Below are 21,465 nucleotides of genomic sequence, written 5' to 3'. Positions count from 1 at the left end.
GTGGCTTCCTGTGACGGGTCAATGCCGGGGGTTAAACAGAAGCAGGGCGGGAGATTCCCGCCCTGCTTCGGTTGCCGTTCCCGGCGAGTGCCGTTCATAATGAACGGCAAGCAATACTAGACAGACTGAATATTGGTAGCCTGCGGGCCCTTCGGGCCCTGCTCTACTTCAAAGGAAACCTTCTGGTTTTCTTCGAGGGAGCGGTATCCACCGGAGTTGATGGCGGAGTAGTGAGCGAAAACATCCTGGCTGCCATCATCAGGAGAGATGAAGCCAAAGCCTTTTTCGGAGTTGAACCATTTGACGGTACCTGTTGCCATTTTATTTATTTCCTTTAGAAGATGGAGTATCCGCCCGACTTTCGGGCCCCCTGGTTACTTGTTCTTTGCCACTTCTTCGAAAAAAACAGCAACCTCTCGAGAATCCCTCGAGGCCGCCGCTTGAACTACAAAATGCGCAACACAACAACAACTAACATAAGTATACACATCGGGCGGCCTCGACGCCAGCAGATCCTGCACACATTGAGTGTCCACCAGGCCGGCCTCCGAGCCCTCAGCAGGCCGTCGGGAGGCGGCAAATGGGTCACGTGGACGAGAGCTGCGTCACTTATTCGGTGATGGATGCATCACTTAAACGTTCCGGGACCGAGCCACCACCGCTCAGCGATATCGCCGTTTCAAGTCCACTGCCGTCGTGCGCCGTCGTCCGCGCCGTCGTCCGCGCCGTCGTCCGCGCCGTCGTCCGGCCGTCGTCCGCGCCGTCGTCCGCGCCGTCGTTCTGGACCGTTACCGGGGCGTCAGCGCTGTGGCAGAATCAAGGAGATCCTCATGGCAAAGAACGCGGCAAAACAGACCCGGAACCCGGCGAAGACAGACGGCACAACGCCGCACCAGCCTGCCGATATCTCCCGCCGTCTTCTCCTGCTGGCCCTCGGAGGCGCGGCGGCCGTCACGGCGTTCCGCAGCAACATCGCCGCAAACTACCTCATCACCGACAATCTGTCTTTTAAAGTCATCACGCCGCAGAACACCGCGAACAGCAACGCCGCCGGCCGATTTCCCGGTGCCACGTGGTACCTGCTGGGAGGTTTTGAGGTCTCCAACAGCACGGCAGGACGCAAACTGGCGGCCCTGCAGCCAGCCATGAACGAGCGCGCAGAGGCGTCCTACATTGGTTATTCCAACCGCGGCATTGACGTGGCGCAGCTCTTTATCGCGATCATCAGGGATGCCTATGTGCGCAAAATCAGCACAGTGTACTTGTACGGCGACAGCTTCGGCGGGATGGTCGCCGTCGTTCTGGCGCCGTTGCTCGAACAGAACGGGCTGCACGTCAAGCTCATTGTTTTTGGTTCCAGCCCGAGCAGCGTGGAGGATGTGAAGGACCCTGGCAAGAAGTACATCTCCCTTGCCGGCGCAGTGGTGCCCAACCTGGGCATTGTGGGCCGGCTTGGCTGGGGTGTCTGGAGCGGCCTGAGCAACCCGAACGGCCAGGACATGTACACGGCGGCGCAGTCAGGCGTGCAGTCATCCTTCGACGACGGTCAGAACAGCCTAATTCTCAACACCTCCCAGGCGACGTTCCTGAAGGCGTTCCCCGCGCAGTTCGACGGCGGTGTTTCTCCCTTAACCGGCATTGGCCTGCTCTATGACCCCACTGACTTCATTGTGAACGCCGCCAGCGCGATGCGGGGCTGGCGGCGACTGCTGCCGAACAACACCTTCTTCCGCTACGACATCGCCAGCACCGGTCATGCCAGCCCGGAAATCCATCCGGACACCTATCAGAGTGCGCTGCGTGTCCTGCAGGACGTCTTGGCCCCGCCGCCGTCGGTCCCTCCGGTCAAGACCAGGTACTTCTAGGCCCGACGGCGGCCACTACCGTGGGGAAATCTGCGCCAGGAGCCGCTCGAACGGCAGCGACCGGGTCAGCTTCGCTTCATGCCGGGCCCGTTTATCCTGCCGCCCCTGCTCCGTGAGGCCGGCGGATACCGGAACGATCATGCCGGCCAGCTCGCCGGCCGCCTGGGCCACGCGGAGGTCCAAACCACCCACCGTCGAGTCGCCTGATCCCCAGTCTTCCGGAGCCGCGAAGACCCCAGTAGGCACGGTCCGCGCCCGGAAGTAGTTGAAAAGCGGGCGCACGGCGAAATCCAGCACCAACGAATGACGCGTGCTGCCGCCGGTGGCGCCGATGATGACCGGCATTGCTTCCAGAGACTTCGGATCCAGCAGATCGAAGAACGATTTAAACAACCCGCTGTAGGAAGCGCTGAACACCGGTGTGACCGCGATCAGCGCGTCGGCATCGGTCACCCGGGCTATCGCCGCGGCCAACGGGGCCGGCGCGAACCCGGCAACTAGGTTATGTGCGATGTCGGCGGCGAGGTCACGAAGTTCGACGACGACGGTCTCCGCCGCGATGCCGCGGTCCGCCAACTGGGCCAACGTGGCCCGCGCCAGCTGATCGGAGAGCATCCGGCTCGATGACGGCACCGATAAACCGGCCGAGATGACGACGATCCTACGTTGCATTGCGCTGTTCCTTTGGTAGCGGCAAACCTATGCGTTTGCATCTACCTTGCTCAACCGGTGCTGCCCGCGTCTTATTCCTGCCCCGAGGCACGACGCAGTACCCGAACCGATGCCGGCGGTCACCAGCGGCAAAGATGCTGGCGTCAGCGGCAGCGGCAGCGCCGGCATTGTTGTAGCGTCGAAAGGTGCAACATGCCAGCCGTAATACTCCCACGAGCCGGTGACGATTATCGTGGCCGAACGCATCAGTCCCGCGCAGCGCAGCGCGAATATGTCCCGAATCAGGGGTAAAGACACCAAACCTGAACTGCTGGTGCGCCGGATGCTGCACGGGGCCGGGTTCCGCTACCGGCTGCACGGCCGTTATCGGTCCGAGCGGCTGCCGGGACGTCCGGATCTGGTGTTTGCCGGACGCCGGAAGGTCATTTTCGTCAACGGTTGTTTCTGGCACACGCACAGTTGCGCCGCCGGCCAGCATGCGCCGCAGAACAACGCCGAATTTTGGGCGGACAAGCGCCGCCGGACGGTGGAACGCGACGCCCGCCAGCTGATTTCCTTGAGAGCTCAGGGCTGGCAGGTGCTGGTGGTGTGGGAATGCGAGCTTAAGGACGCATCCATGCTGGAATCCCGGCTGATCGGCTTCCTCGGATCCGACCCCAAGGTGCCGCCCCGCCCATTCCAGCCGCCCCCTCATCCCAACTAGGTAGCAGATATCGCACTCAAGAGACGATTTGAGTGCGATATCTGCTACCTAGTTGGGTGAGATTGGGGCGCCCGATACCCCGACGCCGGTGGCCAGGCAGCGGCCTTAGCCCATGGAGAACTGGTAGCGGGCCGGCACCGGCTCGTTGGGGCAAACCTCCAGCCAGAGGTCGGTGATGGAATTCTCCCCCTCCCGCAGATCGGGGACCTCCAGGCCTGCCCGCAGCAGGGCGGCCGCCTTCGCTGGATTCCCCGCGCGGGCGTGGGCAAGGGCGGTGAGAAATCCAATCCGCGCGTTTCCTGTGAGCTCCGGTGGGGCGCTCCGCACGAGTTCAAGGGCATCGACGGGCATGCCGTGGTGCAGATGGACCGACATCGCTTCGGCCAGCAGCGGCCTGCTTGCCCTGCTGGCCGCGCAGGCCATGCGCAGCTGCTCAAGCCCTGCAGCCGCATCCCCCAGCGCCACGAGCGCCAGCCCCAGACCACGGTGGGCCAGGGCCAGGGTTGCGGAATCAAGACCGGGAGCAGGCGCCGCGGAAGCCGCGTCTGGCGGCTGCTGCCCGGCCGCCGATCCGGTGATCGCCTGCACATATAGCGGACGCGCCGCGGCATGGTCCTGCCGGGCATGCAGCATGCTGGCCAGCTGGAAGGCCGCCTTCCGCGCCGCCGGATCTGCCTCTCCGCCACCTGACAGAGGAGGCAACCCGGCAGCGGCCGGGGTGGCCGCCGGGGTGGCTGGCGGCGCAGCCTGCGGGGCAGCCGAGAGAACGCCTCTGAGCCGCGCTTCCCAGTCGGGGCCGACGACAAAGCTCTCCGCGCCGAAGAAGCTGCCGGTTTCCAGCAGTTCGCGCCAGGGTCGTTGCTCCTCGTCCATGCTGGTTGGCGGGAAGGGCGTTCCGGAATCGTCGATCCATGGCAGCCGCCGGCCCCCGGGCCCGGCTTCATGTCCAGCCCCCGGGGCCGAAACCGAAGCCGATTGTCCGGTCCCCTGAGCAGCCTCCGGCACGGTCCCCAGCTTTATCTCCCACGCCGTCTCCGGTCCGGCAACCGGCTCCACCCATCCGTACCCTGCCTCCGTCCCCGACTGCTCCGCCGGTGCGCCCTCGGGGACCGGCTGTCCACCGTTCCGGCGCTGCGCTTCCAACGCTCCCCAGCCACTGCCGGTCAGTACCGGCTGCGCCGGCGAGAGGTCGGCCCAGCGGCGGGCGTCCGCGAGCGCCTGCCCCAGTGCCGCGCTGCTAACCAGCTGGTCTACCCGGCCCTGGGCATGCTGGACCGCTTCGGCCCAGTCTGTGCTGTGCGCCGGACCGGCAGCCAGCCGGGGGTTCCCATAGGCCTCCACCCACTGCCAGCTGGCTCCCGCAGGCATGGCCAGATGCTCAAACTGCGTCTGCGCCAGGCCGGCCTGGATTTCGGCATATCGGCCCCCGCCCGGAGACAACCATTCCTGCCAGCGGTGTCCGCCCGGGCTCTCGCCCCAGACAAAGAGTTTCCGGCCGCGCAGCGCAGCGCTGGACAGCATCGCGAGCCCGTCGCCGTCGTCGTCCGCGCTGACGATCCAGGGCCGCTGCTCCGGAGCGAGATCGAAAAAGAAGTCCGCCGCCCGCCGGTTCCGCACCGGCCACGTGGCGTCCGTGCCCTCGTCTTCCTGCGGTCTGACGGTCCTAATTCCGCCGCGATAGTCCGCCTTGAAGGCCCGGGCCGCCGGGGCGATGACTCTGGTTTTCTCCCGCTGCGGGACCGCGGCATTGCTCCACCAGTACATCGGCACCTCGTGCGGATTGGGGTTGCGGATCCGCACCGCCACGAACAGCACGGCCGAGTCTTCCGGCAACCAGGCATCAAGCTGGAAAACCACCTCCCTGAGCCGGTCGAACTCCCACATCCGCAGCACATCCATGCCCTCCGGTGTATGCACCAGGGCGGCATGCAGCGGGCTGCAGGTGGTGGGCGAGTGCCCGCGGGTGCCGATATTGAATTCGATCCCACCGGCAAACCAGGCATTGCGCAGCGCGAGATTGGCGAACTGGACGCTCTGTTGAGTATGGACCAGCGCCTTGTCCTGGACCTTGTCATATAGTTCCCAGAGCCGGCCGCCCAGCGACGGCAGGAATACGGCCCGCAGCCGGGTGTTTTCCAGCACGACGGCGCGTACCTTATGTTCCGCGGTGGTCCGGCTGTACCCGTCCTGGCTCAGGTATGGGTACATGTTCGGCACACCGCCGTAGGCCGCGCCGGTGACGAGTTCTGCCGGAATGTCCGCGCCAACCTCGTATGGAGGAGCCGGCAGCGCCTCCACCGGTGGCAACGGACTCAGCGGTCCCAGCTCGGCCACGCGGAGCACACGTTCGTCGATCCGCATGATGTCCGCTAAATTCCGAGGTGAGTGGGGCCAAACATTTTCAGGAGCGTGTTGACAACGACGACGTTGGGTCCGTCGGCGGTAAAGCCCGCCCGCAGCGCGTCCCCGACATCCTCCGGCGCCACCCGTTGGGCCGGCACGCCGAACGATTCGGCGAGCTTGACGAAGTCCGGACCGGCAAGCTCGGTGTGGGTGGCCTTACCGAAGGCGTCGACCATGTATTCACGCAAGATGCCGTAGCCGCCGTCGTCGACAATCAGCCACGTGACAGGGGCGTTATGCTGACGGGCGGTGGCAAGTTCCGCAATGGAATACATCGCCGAACCGTCGCCGGAGACCGCGAGCACCCGGTCCGGACGCGCGTGGAACTGCAGGCCGAGCGAGCCGCCGATCGCTGCCGGGAAACCATAGCCCAACCCGCCCGCACCTTGGGCGGAATGGAACTGCCCGCTGCGGGCGTCCCAACAGCTCCAGCCCCAATAGGCGGCAATGGTCATATCCCAGAAGGTCTGCATTCCAGCCGGGACGGCGGAACGAATATCCGCCATGAACTTCCGTTCCAGCCGCAGATCCTGCTCGTCAAGCCTCGCCTGCACCTTCGCGAGCGTCTCCTCGACCAGCGACTGGGGAGACTGCCCGTGCCAGTCGGCGCGTTCACCCTGCGCCTCGGTGAGGGCTTCATCCAAAGCCTTCAGGGCCTGACCGGCATCCGCCCTGATGCCCAGCGCGGGCCGGTTGGATTCCAGCACCCGTGGCTCGGCGTCGATCTGGATGATGCGCCCGCGCGGCTCCATTGTGAAGTAGTTACTGGACACCTCACCCAGGGACGATCCGATGACCACCAGGACGTCTGCGTCTTCCAGGACCTCGGTGACGTAGCGGTCCTCCACCCAGGACTGCAGCGATAGCCCATGGCGCCAGGGGAACGCGCCGTTGCCGCCGGGGGTGCAGACCACGGGCGCGTTGAGCTTTTCGGCAATGGAGAGCAGTTGGGCCGTGGCGTTCCCGCGGCGCACGCCGCCGCCGGCCACGATGGCCGGGCGCTCGGCGGCGGAGAGCCAGCTGACGGCTTCGCGGACCAGCTCCACTCGGGGCGGGTTGTCGAACGGCTCGGCGAGAGCGTCCTCGACGGCCGGCACGAAGATCGGATCCAGCAGCACATTCTGCGGGATTTCAATCCACACCGGCCCCTGCGGCGAAGACACCGCCTCGGTCCAGGCATCCTGGATGGCGGAGGGAATGCCGGAGGCGTGCTGGATCAACCGCTGGCTCTTGGTGACGTTCGCGGCCGAGGCCTTCTGATCGTCGAGTTGGTGCAGCATCCCTTTGCGCCGGGCGCCCAGTCCCTCCAGCGGGATCTGGCTCACGATGACGATCATGGGCACGCCGGTGGCATTAGCCTCCTGCAGACCGGCCAGCGCGGTCAGCGCGCCAGGACCGGTGGAGAGGAACAGCACGCCAACCTCACCGGTTGCCCGCGAATAGCCGTCGGCGGCAAATGCGGCATTGTTTTCCACCCGGGACGAGACGAAATGCAGCGACGACCGGCTCAGCGCATCGAACAATCCCAGCGCATGCTGACCGGGAATGCCGAAGACCGTGCCGGCCCCGAGTGCACTGAGCGTTTCGACGACGAGGTCCCCGCCGTTACGGATATCGGCACTCTTTTCCTGACTGGTGGCGGCCGGATCGACGTCGATCATTTGACTGCCCCCGCGGTCCCGGCACTCTTCACGGTTTCGGCGCTCTCTGCCGTCTCGTCGGTCCCGTCCGGCGGAGAGGCGAAGAATCCCGCCGGCCGGCGGGACCGTTGGCCGAGGGCCTGGGCGGCATATCCGCCCGGCGCTCCGAAGCGGTCCCCGGGCACGGCATGGTCCGCCATCAGGGTCACCAGCTCGAAGGCTACGTGACTGGCGGCGATGCCGGTGATTTCCGCGTGATCATAGGCCGGGGCCACTTCCACAATGTCCGCGCCGATCAGGTTCATGCCACGGAAGCCGCGGATGATCTCCAGCAGCTCCCGGCTGCTGATGCCGCCGGCCTCGGGCGTCCCGGTGCCCGGAGCGTGGGCGGGATCCAGCACGTCGATGTCAACGGAGATGTACAGCGGCCGTTTGCCGATGCGCTCCCGGATCTTGGCCACGGTTTCCAGCACACCCTGGTAGTAAACGTCGGCGCTGGTGACAATGCCGAAGCCGAACCGGTGGTCGTCGTCGAGATCCTTTTTGCCATACAGCGGGCCACGTGTCCCGATATGGCTGATTGCCTCGGTATCGAGCAGGCCTTCCTCGACTGCGCGGCGGAAGGGCGTGCCGTGGGTGTATTCCGCCCCGAAGTAGGAGTCCCAGGTATCAAGGTGCGCATCGAAGTGCAGCAGGGCCACCGGTTCGCCGGCGCGTTCGGCGGCGGCGCGCAGCAGCGGCAGCGCGATCGTGTGGTCACCGCCGAGCGTCAGCAGCTTGGCCCCGTCGGCCGTCAGGTCCAGGGCGTTCTGCTGGATGGTTTCGATGGCCTCATGAATATTGAATGGGTTCACCGCCATGTCCCCGGCGTCGGCCACCTGGATGTTTTCGAACGGGGAGACGTCCATGGCGGGGTTGTACGGCCGCAGCAGCCTGGACGCTTCCCGCACATGGTTGGCTCCGAAGCGCGCCCCGGGACGGTAGGACACGCCCGCGTCAAAAGGAACCCCCACGACGGCGACGACAGCCGCCGCGACCTGGTCCAGTCGAGGAAGCCGAGCGTACGTGGCCGCTCCGGCATACCGCGGAATGCGGGCGGAATCGATCGGGCCAATGTTGCCATTGGCTTCAATGCGCAGTTCTTTCATGGGGGCCTCACCTTCGAAATCTTCAAGTAATCCGACGCTGACGTTGCCACCATGCTACAACGCAGGTTGTCTTATGTGAACCAAATGTTCTCTCGTAGACAATTTTTTGGGCCTTTCTATCCCGCCTGCCGTGTCGGCCGTCGTCGGCGGGGCACGCCTCCCAGCCCAGGCGGCGCCTACCGGCGCGATGGTGGCGGGTCATGTGCCTGGCCCAGGAAAGCCCACGCGGCGAGGGGTCGATCGCGATGCTGGAGCATTTGCTGCCACGCTGGTGGGGAAAGATTTTTGTGCTCGCGCTGCTCGGGTTTGCCGCGACGGATTCATGATCACGATCACCCTTTCCGCGGCAGATGCCACCGCACACCTGATCGAGAACCCCTTCGCGCCCGGCTTCCTGCACGGTCAGAACGTGGTGATTACCCTGGTCCTGGTTGCGCTGCTGGGCGCCGTTTTTGCCCCGGTCACCCGGGAGGTCCTGCGCGAGGCCGAACCCGACCTGACCAAACGGCCCTGAGTCCACGTGGGCTGACCCACCGTCACCCGGCGCGCCCAACTAGGTCGCACTTGCGGCACTCAAAGGACGTTTTGAGTGCCGCAAGTGCGACCTGGTTGGGTCACTTGCCGGAGGCGGCCGGGACGAGGATGAAGAGGGCGGTTACCGGCAGCCCGGTGTGGTTGATCCAGCTGTGCGGCTCGCGGCCTGGAAAGGACAAGGTGTCCCCGGCTTCGAGGTCATAGCTGGCGTTGGTCATGATCAGGGTGAGCCTGCCGCGGACTATGTGCAGCACGTCCACATCGCAGTCGACGGCGTACAGCTCGGACTCGCCGCGGCCATGCGGTTCGATCTCCGTCTGCAGGACCTGCACCCTCCGTTCGGAGCGCGCCGTCAGCAAACGCTCCACGATTCCTTCACCGCCAAGCGAGATCCGCGGGCCCTCGTCGCGCCGGACCAGGTGCGTCTCCGGAACGGCGAACAGATCACCGATCGAGACGGACAGGACCTGACACAGCGTCACCAGTGAGGCAACACTGGGAGAGGTCAGGTCCCGCTCCACCCGGCTGAGGAATCCCTTGGTCAGCCCGGTCGCGTGAGCTACGTGTTCGATGGTCAGCCGCTGGCCCTGGCGGGCGGCGCGGATCCGTGACCCGATAGCCACGGGAATGGCGCTGGGCTCTACCGGCAGTGCTTTCATTACCCACCTTCCATGCGGAGTCGTGTCTGCGGTCAACAAAGGGTAGTTTGTCTGGCGACCGTCGTTTGTCCGGCCACCGTGGTCTATCCGGCCACCATGGCTGGAAGCGGCTGTAAATAATCACACTTTAGCTTACGAGACAACAAAGGTTTCGCCGCAGATACTCTCGGGAAAACAAGTCCCGGCGGCGGCCGCGTTGGCCGTCCGGGCCTACGCGGATTTGAGGCCAGCCTAATCTTTCGGGACAGGGAAACCGGCCGGATATCACCCTCAGTTTTCGCTAAAGTGGGGTGACCCAAGGAGAGATTCACCGTGCCGGAACGCACCCCCACCGCCAGGGACTTCAAACGCTGGCGCCAATACTTAGCGGACGAACGCGCCGAGGCAGCCGTCTACCGTGATCTGGCCCGACGGCGGCATGGCGAGGAGCGGGAGATTCTCCTGGCCCTGGCCGAGGCCGAGGGCAGGCACGTGAAGCACTGGCTGGGTCTCCTTGGCGACAAGGCCGGGTCCGCGCGCCGTCCGTCCAGACGCAACCGTTTGGTGGGGCTGCTGGCTCGCCGCTTCGGTTCGGTCTTTGTATTGGCCCTGGCCCAACGCGCTGAATCCCGGTCCCCCTATGCCTCGGACGCGGATGCCACGGCAAGCATGGCTGCCGATGAACAGATCCATGAGGAAGTTGTCCGGGGTTTGGCCACCCGCGGACGCAACCGGCTCTCGGGCACCTTCCGCGCCGCGGTCTTCGGCGCCAACGACGGGCTGGTCAGCAACCTGTCCCTGGTCATGGGCATGGCGGCATCGGGGGTCGGCAGCCATGTGGTGCTGCTCAGCGGGGTGGCCGGGCTGCTCGCAGGGGCGCTGTCCATGGGCGCCGGAGAATTTGTCTCCGTCCGGTCCCAACGGGAATTGCTCAGCGCCTCGCGTCCGACTCAGATCACCCTCTCGGCGGCGTCGTCGCTGGACATTGAACACAACGAGCTGCTCCTGGTCTACCTTGCGCGCGGCATGTCGCGGGAGGCAGCCGAGCATCGCGTTGCCGAACGCATGGGCCGCTTCACCTGCGACTGCGACCCGAGCCTTTCTCTGCAGCCGGAGGCGACGCCGGGCGAAGACGCGCACGAAACCATCGGGACGGCCTGGGGCGCGGCCACCTCGAGCTTTTGTTTCTTCGCCTCCGGAGCCATCGTGCCCGTCCTGCCGTTCCTTTTCGGCATGACAGGAGTTCCGGCCCTGATCCTGGCCTGCGTCCTGGTGGGGCTCGTACTGATGGCCACCGGCGCCGTCGTCGGGCTGCTCTCCGGAACGTCACCGCTCAGCCGCGCCCTGCGCCAGCTCGGCATCGGCATGGGTGCAGCCACGGCCACCTATCTGCTCGGTCTGCTCTTCGGCAGCGTCATCGGTTAGGTAGTTGACCGGTCAGCGCAGCACCACCGTCCGGTTGCCCTGCAGGAGGACGCGTCCCTCGCAGTGCCACTTGACGGCATTGCTCAGCGCCTTGCATTCGGTGTCGCGCCCGGCGGCCACCAGATCCGCCGGCCCGTAGGTATGGTCCACTTCGACCACCTGCTGGGCGATGATCGGCCCTTCATCGAGCTCGCTGTTGACATAGTGCGCCGTCGCGCCCACGGTTTTCACCCCGCGCGCATAGGCCTGGTGATAGGGTTTGGCCCCCTTGAAACTGGGCAGGAAGGAGTGATGAATGTTGATCGCGCGGCCATCGAGCTGGCGGGTCAACGAATCGCTGAGCACCTGCATGTAGCGGGCCAGAACCACCAGTTCGGCCTCGTGCGTATCGATGAGCTCCAGCAGCCGGGCCTCCGCCGCCGGTTTGGTCTGTGCCGTCACCGGGACATGATGGAACGGGATGCCGTGCCACTCCACCAGTCCCTGATGGTCGGTATGGTTGGAAACGACCGCGACAATGTCCACCGGCAGCTCGCCGCTGCGCGCACGGAAGAGCAGATCATTGAGGCAATGCCCGAATTTCGACACCATGATCAGCACCTTGCGCTTGGCTCCGTGCTCGCGCAGTTGCCAGTTCATGTCCCACTGACGGGCCAGTGGCGCAAAAGCCTCGCGCAGGAGCCCTAGGGTGCTGGCGTCGCCCTCGGAGATGAAATGAACGCGCATAAAGAAGTGCCCCTGGCTGCGCTCGCCGAACTGATGGTTGTCCAGAATATCGCAGCCATTCTCCAGCAGGAAACCGGAAACGGCATGGACGATGCCGGGCGCCTCGGCGCAATCGAGGGTGAGCACATGTTCAACGAGATGCCGGTCAGCACTGGTCATATCGTCGCCTAACACTCGATCACGTTCACGGCCAGGCCGCCCCGCGAGGTTTCCTTGTATTTCGTCATCATGTCTGCGCCGGTCTCACGCATGGTCTTAATCGCCTTGTCCAGCGACACCTTCTGGCTGCCGTCGCCGTGCAGCGCCAGCCGGGCGGCGTTGATGGCCTTTACACTGGCAATGGCGTTCCGCTCGATGCACGGTATCTGCACCAGGCCGCCCACCGGGTCGCAGGTCAGACCGAGATTATGTTCAATGCCGATCTCGGCGGCGTTCTCCGCCTGAACCGGAGTCCCGCCGAGCAGTTCACACAATGCACCGGCCGCCATCGAGCAGGCCGAACCCACCTCGCCTTGGCAGCCCACCTCGGCCCCGGAGATGGAGGCATTGATCTTGAACAGGATTCCGACGGCGGCGGCCGTCAGCAGGAACCGCACCACGCCGTCGTCGCTGGCCCCGGGAACAAACTTCATGTAATAGTGCAGGACTGCCGGGATGATGCCCGCGGCACCGTTCGTAGGCGCGGTGACAATCCGGCCTCCCGCGGCGTTTTCCTCGTTGACTGCCAAGGCAAAGAGGTTGACCCATTCCATCGCCCGCAGCGGATCCTCGGCATTCTCCGGTGCCTGCAGGGTGTGGAACAGCCCCGGCGCCCGACGGGTCACCTTCAACCCGCCGGGGAGAATTCCTTCGCTGGCACAGCCGTTGTCCACGCATTCGCGCATGACCGCCCAGATGTGCAGCAGCTCCGCGCGCAGTTCGGCCTCGGTGCGCCAGGTGAGCTCGTTCGCCAGCATCACGTCGCTGATGGACATCTTATTGCGGGCACACTGTTCCAGCAGTTGGGCTCCTGTGGTGAAGGGGTAGGGCAGCACCGTGCTGTCCGGGACAATACGGTCCGCCCCGGCCGCTTCCTCGTCCACTACGAACCCGCCGCCCACGGAGTAATACGTCCGCTCGCGCAGCACCTCGCCGTCGTGATCCGTGGCACGGAAGGTCATCCCATTGGGGTGAGCCGGCAGCGATTTGCGCCGGTGCAGCACCACGTCCTTGTCAAAATTGAAGTCCACCGGATGAGTGCCGGCCAGCAGCAGCCGCGCGTCCAATGCCGCAGCGGCCACCTGGTCATCGGCCGTCGCGGTATCAACGGTTTCGGGGTCCTGCCCCTGCAGCCCCAGCACCACGGCCTTATCGGAACCGTGGCCGCGGCCGGTGGCGCCCAGGGAACCGAAAAGTTCCGCCTGGACGCGCACCGTCCGCGTCAGCTCGCCACCGGCAGCCAGGCCGTCAACAAACCGCCTGGCAGCCCGCATCGGGCCGACCGTATGGGAGGAGGACGGACCGATGCCAATGGAGAACAGGTCCAGCACGCTCAGTGCCATCAGCGCACCTCGACGGAGGCGAACTCGCGCATGCCGTCCAACAGCCAACGGCCAACGAAATCGGCAAAGGAGGCCCGCGGGAAGATCCGGAAGCGCTCCGCCTCCAGTTTCCACAGCACCACCGGGATGCTGCCGATTTCGGTGCCCAGCGCCGTCCCTACGGTGAAAGCGCGTGGGTGCAGGTCCAGCGCGCAGCTCTTCTCCAGCACCGCTAGGGCGCTGTGGCCGGCCAGCTCAAAGGTCGTCCGGTTGGCCGAAAGGTCAACCACCTGGCCTGCGTCACCGGCCAGCGCCTCGAGCAGCCGCCCTAGCAGGTCCGGACCTTTACCGTGTGCCGGGCCCACCACGAGGAACTCCTCAGGCCCCAGCCACAGCGTGCCGGTCGCTTCGCCCTCGGCCAGCGGGCCGCCGACCTCCCCGCAGCGCTCCGGCAGGCCGCCGACCACCTCGGCGATCCGCGCTCCGGTCTCCGACGCAGGATCGACACGCACACCCACCATGGTCAAAAACGGGATCTCCCGCAAGGTCACGCCCAGGCTGCCGGCCACCGATTCCTGCTCAAATTTCTCCCACAGGTGGACGGCCGGGCTGCGGCGCAGCCCCTGGAGTCGTGCGTTTGCCATTTCTGCTGTTTCAGCCATCTCGGCGCTTCCCTTCGGCATCAAAAAGTACGGTTTCTCCAACAACTACATCCACCAGCTCATCGCCCATGGCGGCGACCATGCGCTCGCCGATCCGATTGCGCCCGTTTTTGATCAGCGCCAGGCCAAACGACCTGCCCAACGCCGCACTGTGGTAACTGGACGTGACGAAACCCTGCATCGGAACGGGCCCGTAGGCCGGGTTGACCGAGACACCCGATTCCACCAGCTGGGTGCCTTCCGGAAGCCGGATGGAACCGTCCACGGGCAGCACACTGACCAGGTGCTTACGGTCAGTCCGGTTCGCTCCGGCCCGGGAGTAGGAGCGTTTGCCCACGAAGTCCTTGACCTTGGACACCACCCAGTCCATCCCGGCGTCCTGCGGCGTGACGGTGCCGTCGGTGTCCTGGCCGACAATCGGGTAACCCTTTTCGGCGCGCAGCACGTGCATTGTTTCGGTGCCGTACGGGGTGATATTGAACTCCGCACCGGCCGCGGTGACCGCTTCCCAGGTGCTCAACCCGTACCAGGCGGGGACATTGATCTCGTACGCCAGCTCCCCGGAGAAGGAAATCCGGCAGACCCGTGCCTGCACCCCGGAAGCCAACGTGGTTTCACGGAAGGCCATGAACGGGAAGGCCTCGGAATTGTCGGCACTGCCCAGGTCCAGCTCCGGGGCCAGCTTGGCCAGCACCGCGCGGGATTTAGGCCCGACGACGGCGATGGTGGTCCACTGCTCCGTCACCGAGGTGCAATACACGTCCAGCTCGGGCCACTCGGTCTGCAGCCATTCCTCCAGCCAGTCGAGCACCTTCGCCGCGCCGCCGGTTGTGGTGGTCATGAAGTAGCGGTCCTCGTCCAGGCGCAGGGTCACGCCGTCGTCGAAAATCATGCCGTCCGCCATGCACATCACGCCGTACCGGGCCAAGCCGGGCTTGAGTTTCTTGAACGCGTTGGTGTAAATGCGGTTCAGGAACTCGCCGGCGTCCTTGCCGCGGATCTCGATCTTGCCCAGCGTGGTGGCGTCCATGTAACCCACGGAATTGCGGGTGGCCGCACATTCGCGCAGCACGGCCGCGTCCATGTCCTCCCCGGCCTGCGGGTAGTACCACGGGCGTTTCCACTGGCCGACATCCTCAAACTCCGCGCCGTGCGCGACATGCCAGGGCTGGATCGACGTCACCCGGGCCGGGTCGAAGAGTTCTCCGCGTTCCCGGCCGGCCAACGCGGCGAAGGCCACGGGCGTAAACGGCGCACGGTACGTGGTGGTGCCGATCTCCCCGATCCCGGCACCGGCACCGCTGCCCTGCCCCAGGGCCGCGGCGATGACGCCGATGGCGTTGACCCCGGAGGTCTTGCCCTGATCGTTGGCGGTGCTGATGGAGGTGTAGCGCTTGATGTGTTCAACACTGCGCATCCCTGCACCGGTGGAGCGCAGCACGTCCGCGACGGTCTGGTCCCGCTGGAGGTCGACAAAATGATGGTGCCAGTCCGACGGCGTCCCTTCGAGTCCGCCGACCAGCCAGAGCGCGCGGGTGGGACCCTGGGCAACGGCCGGTTGTGCCGGCCGGGCGGCAGCCGTCGTTGCGGCGTCCACGGCGGCTGCGGTGGCAAACCCGGCGGCGACGGCGGCGACCGAACCGGCGGAGATTCCCTCCGCGACGCAATCCGAAAGGGCGTAACTGCCGCGTCCGGAGCCGATTACCTGTTGGTCCCGGACCACGGAGGAGGGCACGAATCCGACCAGGTCATCGTCCCACCGCAGCTTGCCCTGCCGCTGGCTGTGCAGGTGCACCAGCGGCGACCATCCGCCGGAGACCGCCAGCAGGTCGCAGCTGATCTCCTCGGTGTCCCCGACGGGGTTGCCGTCCGCGTCGATTGCGCTGACCGTGACGCTGCTCAGTCGGCCGGCGCCGTCGCTCTCCGTATTAACCACCGCCGCCGAGCTGATGATCCGCACATCCGCCTTACCGGCTGGGCCGGCCGCGGCGGTGGCCCGTTCCGAAGGCTCCGGCCGTGCGTCCACGACGGCGGCCACCGTGACTCCTGCCGCGCGCAGGTCGGCTACCAGATCGTAGGCGGAATCATTGGTGGTGGAAACCACTACCTGTGAGCCGGCCGCGACGGCGTAGCGGTTCAGATAGCTGCGCACGGCGGAGGCCAGCATGATGCCCGGGCGGTCGTTGTTTTCAAAGACCAGCGGCCGCTCATGGGCGCCTGCGGCCAGAATCACCTGGCGGGCCCTGATGTGCCAGATGCGCTGCCGCGACACGCCGTCGGCCGCGGGGCTACCGAGGTGGTCCGTGCGGTTCTGTACCGCCAGGACGTAGTTGCTGTCGTAGGAACCGAACGCCGTCGTACGGTTGAGCACCGTGCATTCTTCGCCGGAGATCAACTCCGACTCGACGTCCTGGACCCAGTTCAGCGCCAGTGTGCCCTGCACCGTCTCGGCGCGGCCGGACAGCAGACTTCCGCCCAGCTCGGGCTGGTCGTCGATCAGGATCACCCGCGCCCCGGTCCGCACGGCCGCGCCTGCCGCGGCCAGCCCGGCGGGGCCACCGCCGACGACGAGCACATCGGTGTGCACGTATTTCTTGTCATAGAGGGCCTTGTCCTCGGCTGGATCCAGCTGGCCCCGGCCCTGCAGGTATTCCGCGGTGAGGCCGTCCACCAAGGACACCGCCGTTGCCGGCAGCATTGATTCATCCGCATGACCGGGGAAGCGCCCGATGACCTTGACCATCGCGTTGGCCTCCTCCACTCCGGCGGACATGATGCCGCGGGGCCGGTCCTCATACAGTGAATTGCCGGCCGCAATGTGCCCGTTGGCCAACAGCGCGGAAGCGAGGGTATCCCCGGGATGGCCGGTGAACTCGGCACCGTCAACGGTAAAGCGCCAAGTGATGCTGCGGTCGATCCGGCCACCGTGGCCGATTCGGGAGGTCTGCGGGGTCATGACTGCGCTCCTTTCTGCTGGGTTTGTACTGTGCTGGCTGGAAACTGGCCGGCCGGCGACTGGCCACCGGGAGTGGGGCTGGTGGAGCCCATCGGGTAAACGGCCTTAACCTCGTAGCTGACGGTGTCCCGCAGCATGTTGAACCATTGCCGGCAGCCGGTGCTGTGGACCCAGCGTTCGGCGAAGTCGCCTCTGGTGTTGTCGCGGTAGAACAGGAACTCGGCCCATTCCTTATCCGTCATCGCGTCCGTGTCTTTCGGATAGGGCACGTGGGCCTGGCCGCCGTAATGGAACTCGGTTTCGTCCCGCGGGCCGCAGTTGGGGCATGAAAACAGCAACATGGGGTGTGCTCCTTGCTTCGTCTAGTGAGCCACGGCAGCGGCGCCGTGCTCGTCGATCAGGGCGCCGGTCTCGAAACGCTCCAGCGAGAACGGCGCGTTCAGGGGGTGCGGCGCGCCGGTGGCAATGGTGTGGGCGAAGGTCAACCCGGCCCCGGGGGTCCCCTTGAACCCGCCGGTTCCCCAGCCGCAGTTCACATACATGTTCTCCACCGGGGACAGACCCACAATGGGCGAGGCATCCAAGGTGGTGTCGACGATGCCGCCCCAGGTGCGCAGTACGTGGGCACGGGCAAAAATCGGGAACAGCTCGACGGCGGCAGCCATCTGTTCCTCGATCACGTGGAAGGAACCGCGCTGGCCGTAACCGTTGTAGGAATCCACCCCGGCACCCATCACCAGCTCCCCCTTATGCGCCTGGGAAACATAGACATGGACATGGTTGGACATGACCACCGTGGGATGGACCTGCTCATGAAGTTCGGAGACCAGCGCCTGCAGAGGGTGCGATTGGATCGGCAGCCGGAAGCCCGCCATTTCCGCCAGCACCGAGCTGTGTCCGGCCGCGCACAGCCCGACTTTTTCGGTGTTGATCGTGCCGCGGTTGGTCTTCACGCCGACCACCTTGTTGCCATCCTTGAGGAAGCCGGTAACCTCGCAGTTCTGGATGATATCGACCCCCATTTCGTCGCACTTGCGGGCAAATGCCCAGGCCACATGGTCATGCTTGGCGATGCCGGCCCGCGGCTGGTAGGTCGCCCCCATCACCGGGTAGCGGATGTTGTCGCTGATGTTCAGGATCGGACACAGCTCCTTGACCTGCTGCGGATCCAGCCATTCCGCGTCGACGCCGTTGAGTTTGTTCGCTCCGACCCGGCGAATGCTTTCGCGGACGTCACCGAGGGTGTGGGCCAGGTTCATCACGCCGCGCTGGCTGAAGAGGAAGTCGTACTCCAGTTCCTCGGGCAGGATTTCCCACAGTTTCAGTGAGTGCTCGTAGATCGCCGCGCTTTCATCCCACAGATAATTCGACCGGATGATCGTGGTGTTGCGGGCCATGTTCCCGCCGGCCAGCCAGCCCTTTTCCAGCACGGCGATATTCGTCATGCCGTGGTTTTTGGCCAGAAAGTACGCGGTGGCCAAGCCATGGCCACCGCCGCCGACGATGACGGCGTCATAGGACTTTTTGGGGTCCGGGTTGCGCCAGAGGAAGTCCGGGTGTTCGGGGAGATGTTCAGTTATCACGCTCCGGCTCCGATCAGATCTGCTGTGGATGCAACGGCGGATGAGCCGCCGCCGTTCTCCAGATGGGGGTAAAGCGGGTGCCGGGCAGCCAGTGCGGCAACGCGGGCACTTAGGGCGGCTTCGTCGTCGGCACCGAATTCGGGGAGCAGCGCCGCGGCAATGATGTCCGCCACCTCGGTGAAGTCTGCAGCGCCGAACCCGCGGGTTGCCAGTGCAGGGGTGCCGATCCGCAGCCCGGAGGAAATCATCGGCGGCCGCGGGTCGAAGGGGACGGCATTGCGGTTAACCGTGATGCCGATCCGATGCAGACGGTCTTCACCCTGCTGCCCGTCCAGCTCGGAGTGCCGCAGATCCACCAGGACCAAATGGACATCCGTGCCACCGGTGACCACCGAGATCCCGGCGGCCGCGACGTCCTCGGCCAGTAAACGCTCGGCCAGAATCCCGGCGCCCTCCAGCGTACGCCGTTGGCGGTCCGCAAATTCCGCACCTGCGGCGAGCTTGAAGGCCACGGCCTTGGCAGCAATCACATGCTCCAGCGGTCCGCCCTGCTGACCGGGGAAGACTGCGCTGTTGATCTTCTTGGCCAGTGTCTGCTTGCTGAGGATCACGCCGCCGCGGGGGCCGCCCAAGGTTTTGTGCGTCGTCGTCGTGACTACGTCAGCGTAGGGTACCGGATTCGGGTGCAGGCCCGCGGCCACCAGTCCGGCGAAATGTGCCATGTCCACCATCAGGTAGGCGCCCACCAGATCGGCAATCCGGCGGAATTCGGCAAAATCCAGCTGGCGGGAGTAGGCGGACCAGCCAGCCACAATCAGCTGCGGACGGTGCTCGAGCGCCAGCGCCTCCACCTCCGCCATGTCCACCAGCAGGTCCGTCTTGCGCACATGGTACGGAACCACGTTGTAGAGTTTTCCGGAGAAATTGAGCCGCATCCCATGGGTGAGGTGGCCGCCATGGGCCAGATCCAGGCCCATGATGGTGTCCCCCGGAGACAGCAGAGCAGCCATTGCCGCCGCGTTGGCCTGCGCGCCGGAATGCGGCTGGACATTTGCCGCTTCCGCACCAAAGAGGGCCTTGACCCGGTCAATGGCCAGCTGCTCGATGACGTCCACGTGCTCGCAGCCGCCGTAGTAGCGCTTGCCGGGATACCCTTCGGCGTATTTGTTCGTCAGGACCGATCCCTGCGCGGCCATGACTGCCGCCGGAGCGAAGTTTTCGGATGCGATCATCTCCAGAGTGGACTGCTGGCGGAGCAGCTCGAGGGAAATGGCCCGGTCGACTTCGGCGTCAACTTCGGACAATGGATCGGTGAGCAGGTCTGCCATCGGTTTCTCCTTTGAAATAAAGCCATGCGGTGAAATATTAGATTTGCATTTACTGATATATCAGTGCTGGTTGAATGCTATGATCGATCTCACAGATAGTCAAGGGGGCTGCGGCCGACCCAGTCAGGAGCGTACGTGAACGCCTTACCGGAAATGCCGCCGGCCGAAGCCGAAGAACTCTCCTTGGCGGAATCCGCTTATCGGAGGATCCGGGACAAACTCATCATGCTGGAGATCAGGCCGGGCGAGCCGCTCAATGACGCGCAGCTGGCCGGCGAACTGAGGGTGGGGCGCACGCCGGTCCGCGAGGCGCTGAAAAAACTGGAAATCGACCACCTGGTGGTCTCGTACCCTCGTCGCGGCACGTTTGCCACCGTCGTGGATATCACCGAACTCGCTGACGTCTCGGAGATCCGGCAGCTGCTCGAGCCCCTCGCAGCCCGCCGCGCCGCACTGCGCGCCACCCCGGCGCTGCGTGCCGAACTGCGCGCCGTGGCAGCTACCATCGGCACCTTGCACACCCAACCGCCGGATCAGCGTGAGCTGATGCGTTACGACCTCACCGTGCACCGGCTGATCTACAAGGCAGCCGCCAACCCGCATTTGGAGGACGCCCTGATCAGATACGACAATCTGGCCACCCGCATCTGGTGCCTGGTGCTGGATAAGGTGCCCTCGGTCAGCGGCCACATCACCGAACACGTCCGGCTGCTGGAAGCGATAGCCGACGGCGACGCCACCTTGGCCGCCGAACTGGCACTGGAGCACGTGGCCAGTTTTGAAAAGACCATCCGCAGCGTGCTGTAAGCCCCGCCGGCGGGAACCCACCCGCGCGGTCAGCCCGCCAGCCTGCCGCCCAGACGGGTGGAGACGGTCCGGGCGGCAGCCAGGACAAGGCCCGCCAGCAGGGAAATCCGCTCCTGTCCCGTTCGGGATCGTGGTGCCGAGGTCGTGATGCAGCCCACCACGACGCCCCGATAGTCGCGGACCACCGCCGAAATGCCGACTTCTTCGAAGGTGGTATACCCGTCATTGACGGCGTAGCCCTGCTTTTTCACCTCTGTCAGATGCTGCAGGTAGTCGCTACCGAGCCCGGATTCCAGCGAATGGGTAATCAGCCCCTGATCCAGCATCCCCTGCGCGGTCGCAAACGGCAGTTCTGCCAGGAAAGTCCGCACCGAGGAACTTTCATACAGGTTGTATCGTGTTCCGATGGGCGCGGTGTGCTTGACCTGGTGCGGGCTGGGAATCTGTTCCACCACCACGGCCTCGGTGCCGTTCCAGACGGCCAGCGCACTCGTTTCCCCGGTCAGTTCGGTCAGCCTTTCAAGCTCGGCGTGCGCGGCCCGACGGACATCGAGTTCGGCCAGCAGCGGTCCGGAGAGCCCGATCAATCCCAGCCCCAGACGAAATCGCCCCGTTTCCTCATCGCGCTCCACATACCCTGCAGTGGCCAGTCCCGTCAGGATTCGGGAGACGGTACTTTTGTGCAGGTTCACTTTCTGCGCTATTTCCGTTACCCCGAGCACCGGCTTCTCGATGGAAAACGCCTCGAGCACGCCCAGCCCGTTAAGCAGAGAAGCGGCAGCCCCTTGAGGCAGCTCATCGCTCTGCCGTGGCCTTCCTGCCATCGTTCCATCCTCACGTACACCCGCACCCGGC

At 65.2% G+C, this 21,465-nt stretch carries 18 protein-coding genes and 1 pseudogene; 5 read left to right on the top strand and 14 right to left on the bottom strand.

The annotated features are described in order from the left end of the window. Positions 1–116: 116 nt before the first annotated feature. Positions 117–320 (bottom strand): transcription antiterminator/RNA stability regulator CspE, encoded by a 204-nt coding sequence (cspE, locus tag QMG52_RS00795; RefSeq protein ID WP_196396675.1) that lies wholly within the window; start codon positions 318–320, stop codon positions 117–119. A gap of 510 nt (positions 321–830) precedes the next feature. On the opposite strand from cspE, the gene QMG52_RS00790 reads away from it, so the two are divergent. Continuing rightward, complete coding sequence (locus tag QMG52_RS00790) at positions 831–1,865, top strand: alpha/beta hydrolase (protein ID WP_283558529.1); 1,035 nt, start codon at positions 831–833, stop codon at positions 1,863–1,865. Between the two features lie 15 nt (positions 1,866–1,880). Here QMG52_RS00790 and QMG52_RS00785 read toward each other — a convergent pair whose 3' ends face one another. Further along, entirely contained in the window at positions 1,881–2,537 is a 657-nt protein-coding gene (locus QMG52_RS00785; protein WP_283558528.1) for a CE1759 family FMN reductase, read from the bottom strand. A gap of 232 nt (positions 2,538–2,769) precedes the next feature. Here QMG52_RS00785 and QMG52_RS00780 point away from each other — a divergent pair, with 232 nt between their 5' ends. Then, on the top strand, positions 2,770–3,240 hold the full coding sequence (locus QMG52_RS00780) for a very short patch repair endonuclease (RefSeq protein WP_283558617.1): 471 nt from the start codon (positions 2,770–2,772) through the stop codon (positions 3,238–3,240). 105 nt (positions 3,241–3,345) lie between these two features. Here QMG52_RS00780 and QMG52_RS00775 read toward each other — a convergent pair whose 3' ends face one another. Genes QMG52_RS00775 through speB form a run of 3 tightly spaced genes read right to left on the bottom strand, consistent with a single transcriptional unit; the run spans position 3,346 to position 8,431 of the window. Next, the gene (locus QMG52_RS00775; protein WP_283558527.1) at positions 3,346–5,601 is read right to left on the bottom strand and encodes a DUF5107 domain-containing protein; all 2,256 of its coding nucleotides are present in this window, start codon (positions 5,599–5,601) and stop codon (positions 3,346–3,348) included. An 8-nt stretch (positions 5,602–5,609) separates the two neighbouring features. Continuing rightward, entirely contained in the window at positions 5,610–7,304 is a 1,695-nt protein-coding gene (locus QMG52_RS00770) for a thiamine pyrophosphate-binding protein (RefSeq protein WP_283558526.1), read from the bottom strand. Beyond that, positions 7,301–8,431 carry an agmatinase gene (gene speB / locus QMG52_RS00765; RefSeq protein ID WP_283558525.1) on the bottom strand — a complete coding sequence of 377 codons (1,131 nt, stop codon included), beginning with the start codon at positions 8,429–8,431 and terminating at the stop codon, positions 7,301–7,303. Before speB ends, QMG52_RS00770 begins: the two co-directional genes overlap by 4 nt. A gap of 206 nt (positions 8,432–8,637) precedes the next feature. On the opposite strand from speB, the pseudogene QMG52_RS00760 reads away from it, so the two are divergent. Further along, positions 8,638–8,909 (top strand): annotated as a pseudogene (locus QMG52_RS00760) (amino acid transporter); the annotation flags it as partial. Positions 8,910–9,045: 136 nt separating this feature from the next. On the opposite strand, the gene QMG52_RS00755 reads toward QMG52_RS00760, so the two are convergent. Then, a complete protein-coding gene (locus QMG52_RS00755) occupies positions 9,046–9,624 on the bottom strand; it encodes a helix-turn-helix domain-containing protein (RefSeq protein WP_283558524.1) in 579 nt (192 codons plus the stop codon). A 312-nt stretch (positions 9,625–9,936) separates the two neighbouring features. On the opposite strand from QMG52_RS00755, the gene QMG52_RS00750 reads away from it, so the two are divergent. After that, complete coding sequence (locus QMG52_RS00750; RefSeq protein WP_283558523.1) at positions 9,937–11,028, top strand: VIT1/CCC1 transporter family protein; 1,092 nt, start codon at positions 9,937–9,939, stop codon at positions 11,026–11,028. Positions 11,029–11,040: 12 nt separating this feature from the next. On the opposite strand, the gene purU is transcribed toward QMG52_RS00750, so the two are convergent. From purU to glyA, 7 genes are read right to left on the bottom strand one after another with little or no spacing between them, the layout of a single operon-like run. Beyond that, complete coding sequence (gene purU, locus QMG52_RS00745) at positions 11,041–11,913, bottom strand: formyltetrahydrofolate deformylase (protein ID WP_283558522.1); 873 nt, start codon at positions 11,911–11,913, stop codon at positions 11,041–11,043. Positions 11,914–11,921: 8 nt separating this feature from the next. Further along, entirely contained in the window at positions 11,922–13,295 is a 1,374-nt protein-coding gene (locus QMG52_RS00740; protein WP_283558521.1) for an L-serine ammonia-lyase, read from the bottom strand. Then, positions 13,295–13,936, bottom strand: a complete 642-nt coding sequence (locus QMG52_RS00735) for a sarcosine oxidase subunit gamma (RefSeq protein ID WP_283558520.1) — start codon at positions 13,934–13,936, stop codon at positions 13,295–13,297. Before QMG52_RS00735 ends, QMG52_RS00740 begins: the two co-directional genes overlap by 1 nt. Beyond that, positions 13,929–16,892, bottom strand: coding sequence for a 2Fe-2S iron-sulfur cluster-binding protein (locus tag QMG52_RS00730; protein ID WP_283558519.1), 2,964 nt, complete (start codon positions 16,890–16,892; stop codon positions 13,929–13,931). The genes QMG52_RS00735 and QMG52_RS00730 overlap by 8 nt, the downstream gene beginning before the upstream one ends. Next, on the bottom strand, positions 16,889–17,233 hold the full coding sequence (locus QMG52_RS00725) for a sarcosine oxidase subunit delta (protein ID WP_283558518.1): 345 nt from the start codon (positions 17,231–17,233) through the stop codon (positions 16,889–16,891). The genes QMG52_RS00730 and QMG52_RS00725 overlap by 4 nt, the downstream gene beginning before the upstream one ends. Positions 17,234–17,254: 21 nt before the next feature. Next, positions 17,255–18,475 carry a sarcosine oxidase subunit beta family protein gene (locus QMG52_RS00720; protein ID WP_283558517.1) on the bottom strand — a complete coding sequence of 407 codons (1,221 nt, stop codon included), beginning with the start codon at positions 18,473–18,475 and terminating at the stop codon, positions 17,255–17,257. After that, positions 18,472–19,803, bottom strand: a complete 1,332-nt coding sequence (gene glyA, locus QMG52_RS00715; RefSeq protein ID WP_283558516.1) for a serine hydroxymethyltransferase — start codon at positions 19,801–19,803, stop codon at positions 18,472–18,474. The genes QMG52_RS00720 and glyA overlap by 4 nt, the downstream gene beginning before the upstream one ends. A gap of 153 nt (positions 19,804–19,956) precedes the next feature. Here glyA and QMG52_RS00710 point away from each other — a divergent pair, with 153 nt between their 5' ends. Further along, positions 19,957–20,610, top strand: a complete 654-nt coding sequence (locus QMG52_RS00710; protein ID WP_283558616.1) for a GntR family transcriptional regulator — start codon at positions 19,957–19,959, stop codon at positions 20,608–20,610. 29 nt (positions 20,611–20,639) lie between these two features. Here QMG52_RS00710 and QMG52_RS00705 read toward each other — a convergent pair whose 3' ends face one another. Further along, positions 20,640–21,434 carry an IclR family transcriptional regulator gene (locus QMG52_RS00705; protein WP_283558515.1) on the bottom strand — a complete coding sequence of 265 codons (795 nt, stop codon included), beginning with the start codon at positions 21,432–21,434 and terminating at the stop codon, positions 20,640–20,642. Positions 21,435–21,465: the final 31 nt, after the last annotated feature.

Origin of the sequence: Paenarthrobacter sp. PH39-S1 (assembly GCF_030063245.1) — a bacterium.
Lineage (GTDB): Bacteria > Actinomycetota > Actinomycetes > Actinomycetales > Micrococcaceae > Arthrobacter_M.
Note: the sequence above shows the minus strand (reverse complement) of the source record. Positions and strands in the feature narration are given on the sequence as shown.

Excerpts from the sequence above, each read along its gene's own strand:
- QMG52_RS00740 (WP_283558521.1), bottom strand. The coding sequence starts at position 13,295 with ATGGCACTGAGCGTGCTGGACCTGTTCTCCATTGGCATCGGTCCGTCC.
- cspE (WP_196396675.1), bottom strand. The coding sequence starts at position 320 with ATGGCAACAGGTACCGTCAAATGGTTCAACTCCGAAAAAGGCTTTGGC.
- QMG52_RS00735 (WP_283558520.1), bottom strand. The coding sequence starts at position 13,936 with ATGGCTGAAACAGCAGAAATGGCAAACGCACGACTCCAGGGGCTGCGC.
- QMG52_RS00725 (WP_283558518.1), bottom strand. The coding sequence starts at position 17,233 with ATGTTGCTGTTTTCATGCCCCAACTGCGGCCCGCGGGACGAAACCGAG.
- speB (WP_283558525.1), bottom strand. The coding sequence starts at position 8,431 with ATGAAAGAACTGCGCATTGAAGCCAATGGCAACATTGGCCCGATCGAT.
- QMG52_RS00730 (WP_283558519.1), bottom strand. The coding sequence starts at position 16,892 with ATGACCCCGCAGACCTCCCGAATCGGCCACGGTGGCCGGATCGACCGC.
- QMG52_RS00705 (WP_283558515.1), bottom strand. The coding sequence starts at position 21,434 with ATGGCAGGAAGGCCACGGCAGAGCGATGAGCTGCCTCAAGGGGCTGCC.
- QMG52_RS00755 (WP_283558524.1), bottom strand. The coding sequence starts at position 9,624 with ATGAAAGCACTGCCGGTAGAGCCCAGCGCCATTCCCGTGGCTATCGGG.
- glyA (WP_283558516.1), bottom strand. The coding sequence starts at position 19,803 with ATGGCAGACCTGCTCACCGATCCATTGTCCGAAGTTGACGCCGAAGTC.
- QMG52_RS00785 (WP_283558528.1), bottom strand. The coding sequence starts at position 2,537 with ATGCAACGTAGGATCGTCGTCATCTCGGCCGGTTTATCGGTGCCGTCA.
- QMG52_RS00775 (WP_283558527.1), bottom strand. The coding sequence starts at position 5,601 with ATGCGGATCGACGAACGTGTGCTCCGCGTGGCCGAGCTGGGACCGCTG.
- purU (WP_283558522.1), bottom strand. The coding sequence starts at position 11,913 with ATGACCAGTGCTGACCGGCATCTCGTTGAACATGTGCTCACCCTCGAT.
- QMG52_RS00770 (WP_283558526.1), bottom strand. The coding sequence starts at position 7,304 with ATGATCGACGTCGATCCGGCCGCCACCAGTCAGGAAAAGAGTGCCGAT.
- QMG52_RS00710 (WP_283558616.1), top strand. The coding sequence starts at position 19,957 with ATGCCGCCGGCCGAAGCCGAAGAACTCTCCTTGGCGGAATCCGCTTAT.
- QMG52_RS00790 (WP_283558529.1), top strand. The coding sequence starts at position 831 with ATGGCAAAGAACGCGGCAAAACAGACCCGGAACCCGGCGAAGACAGAC.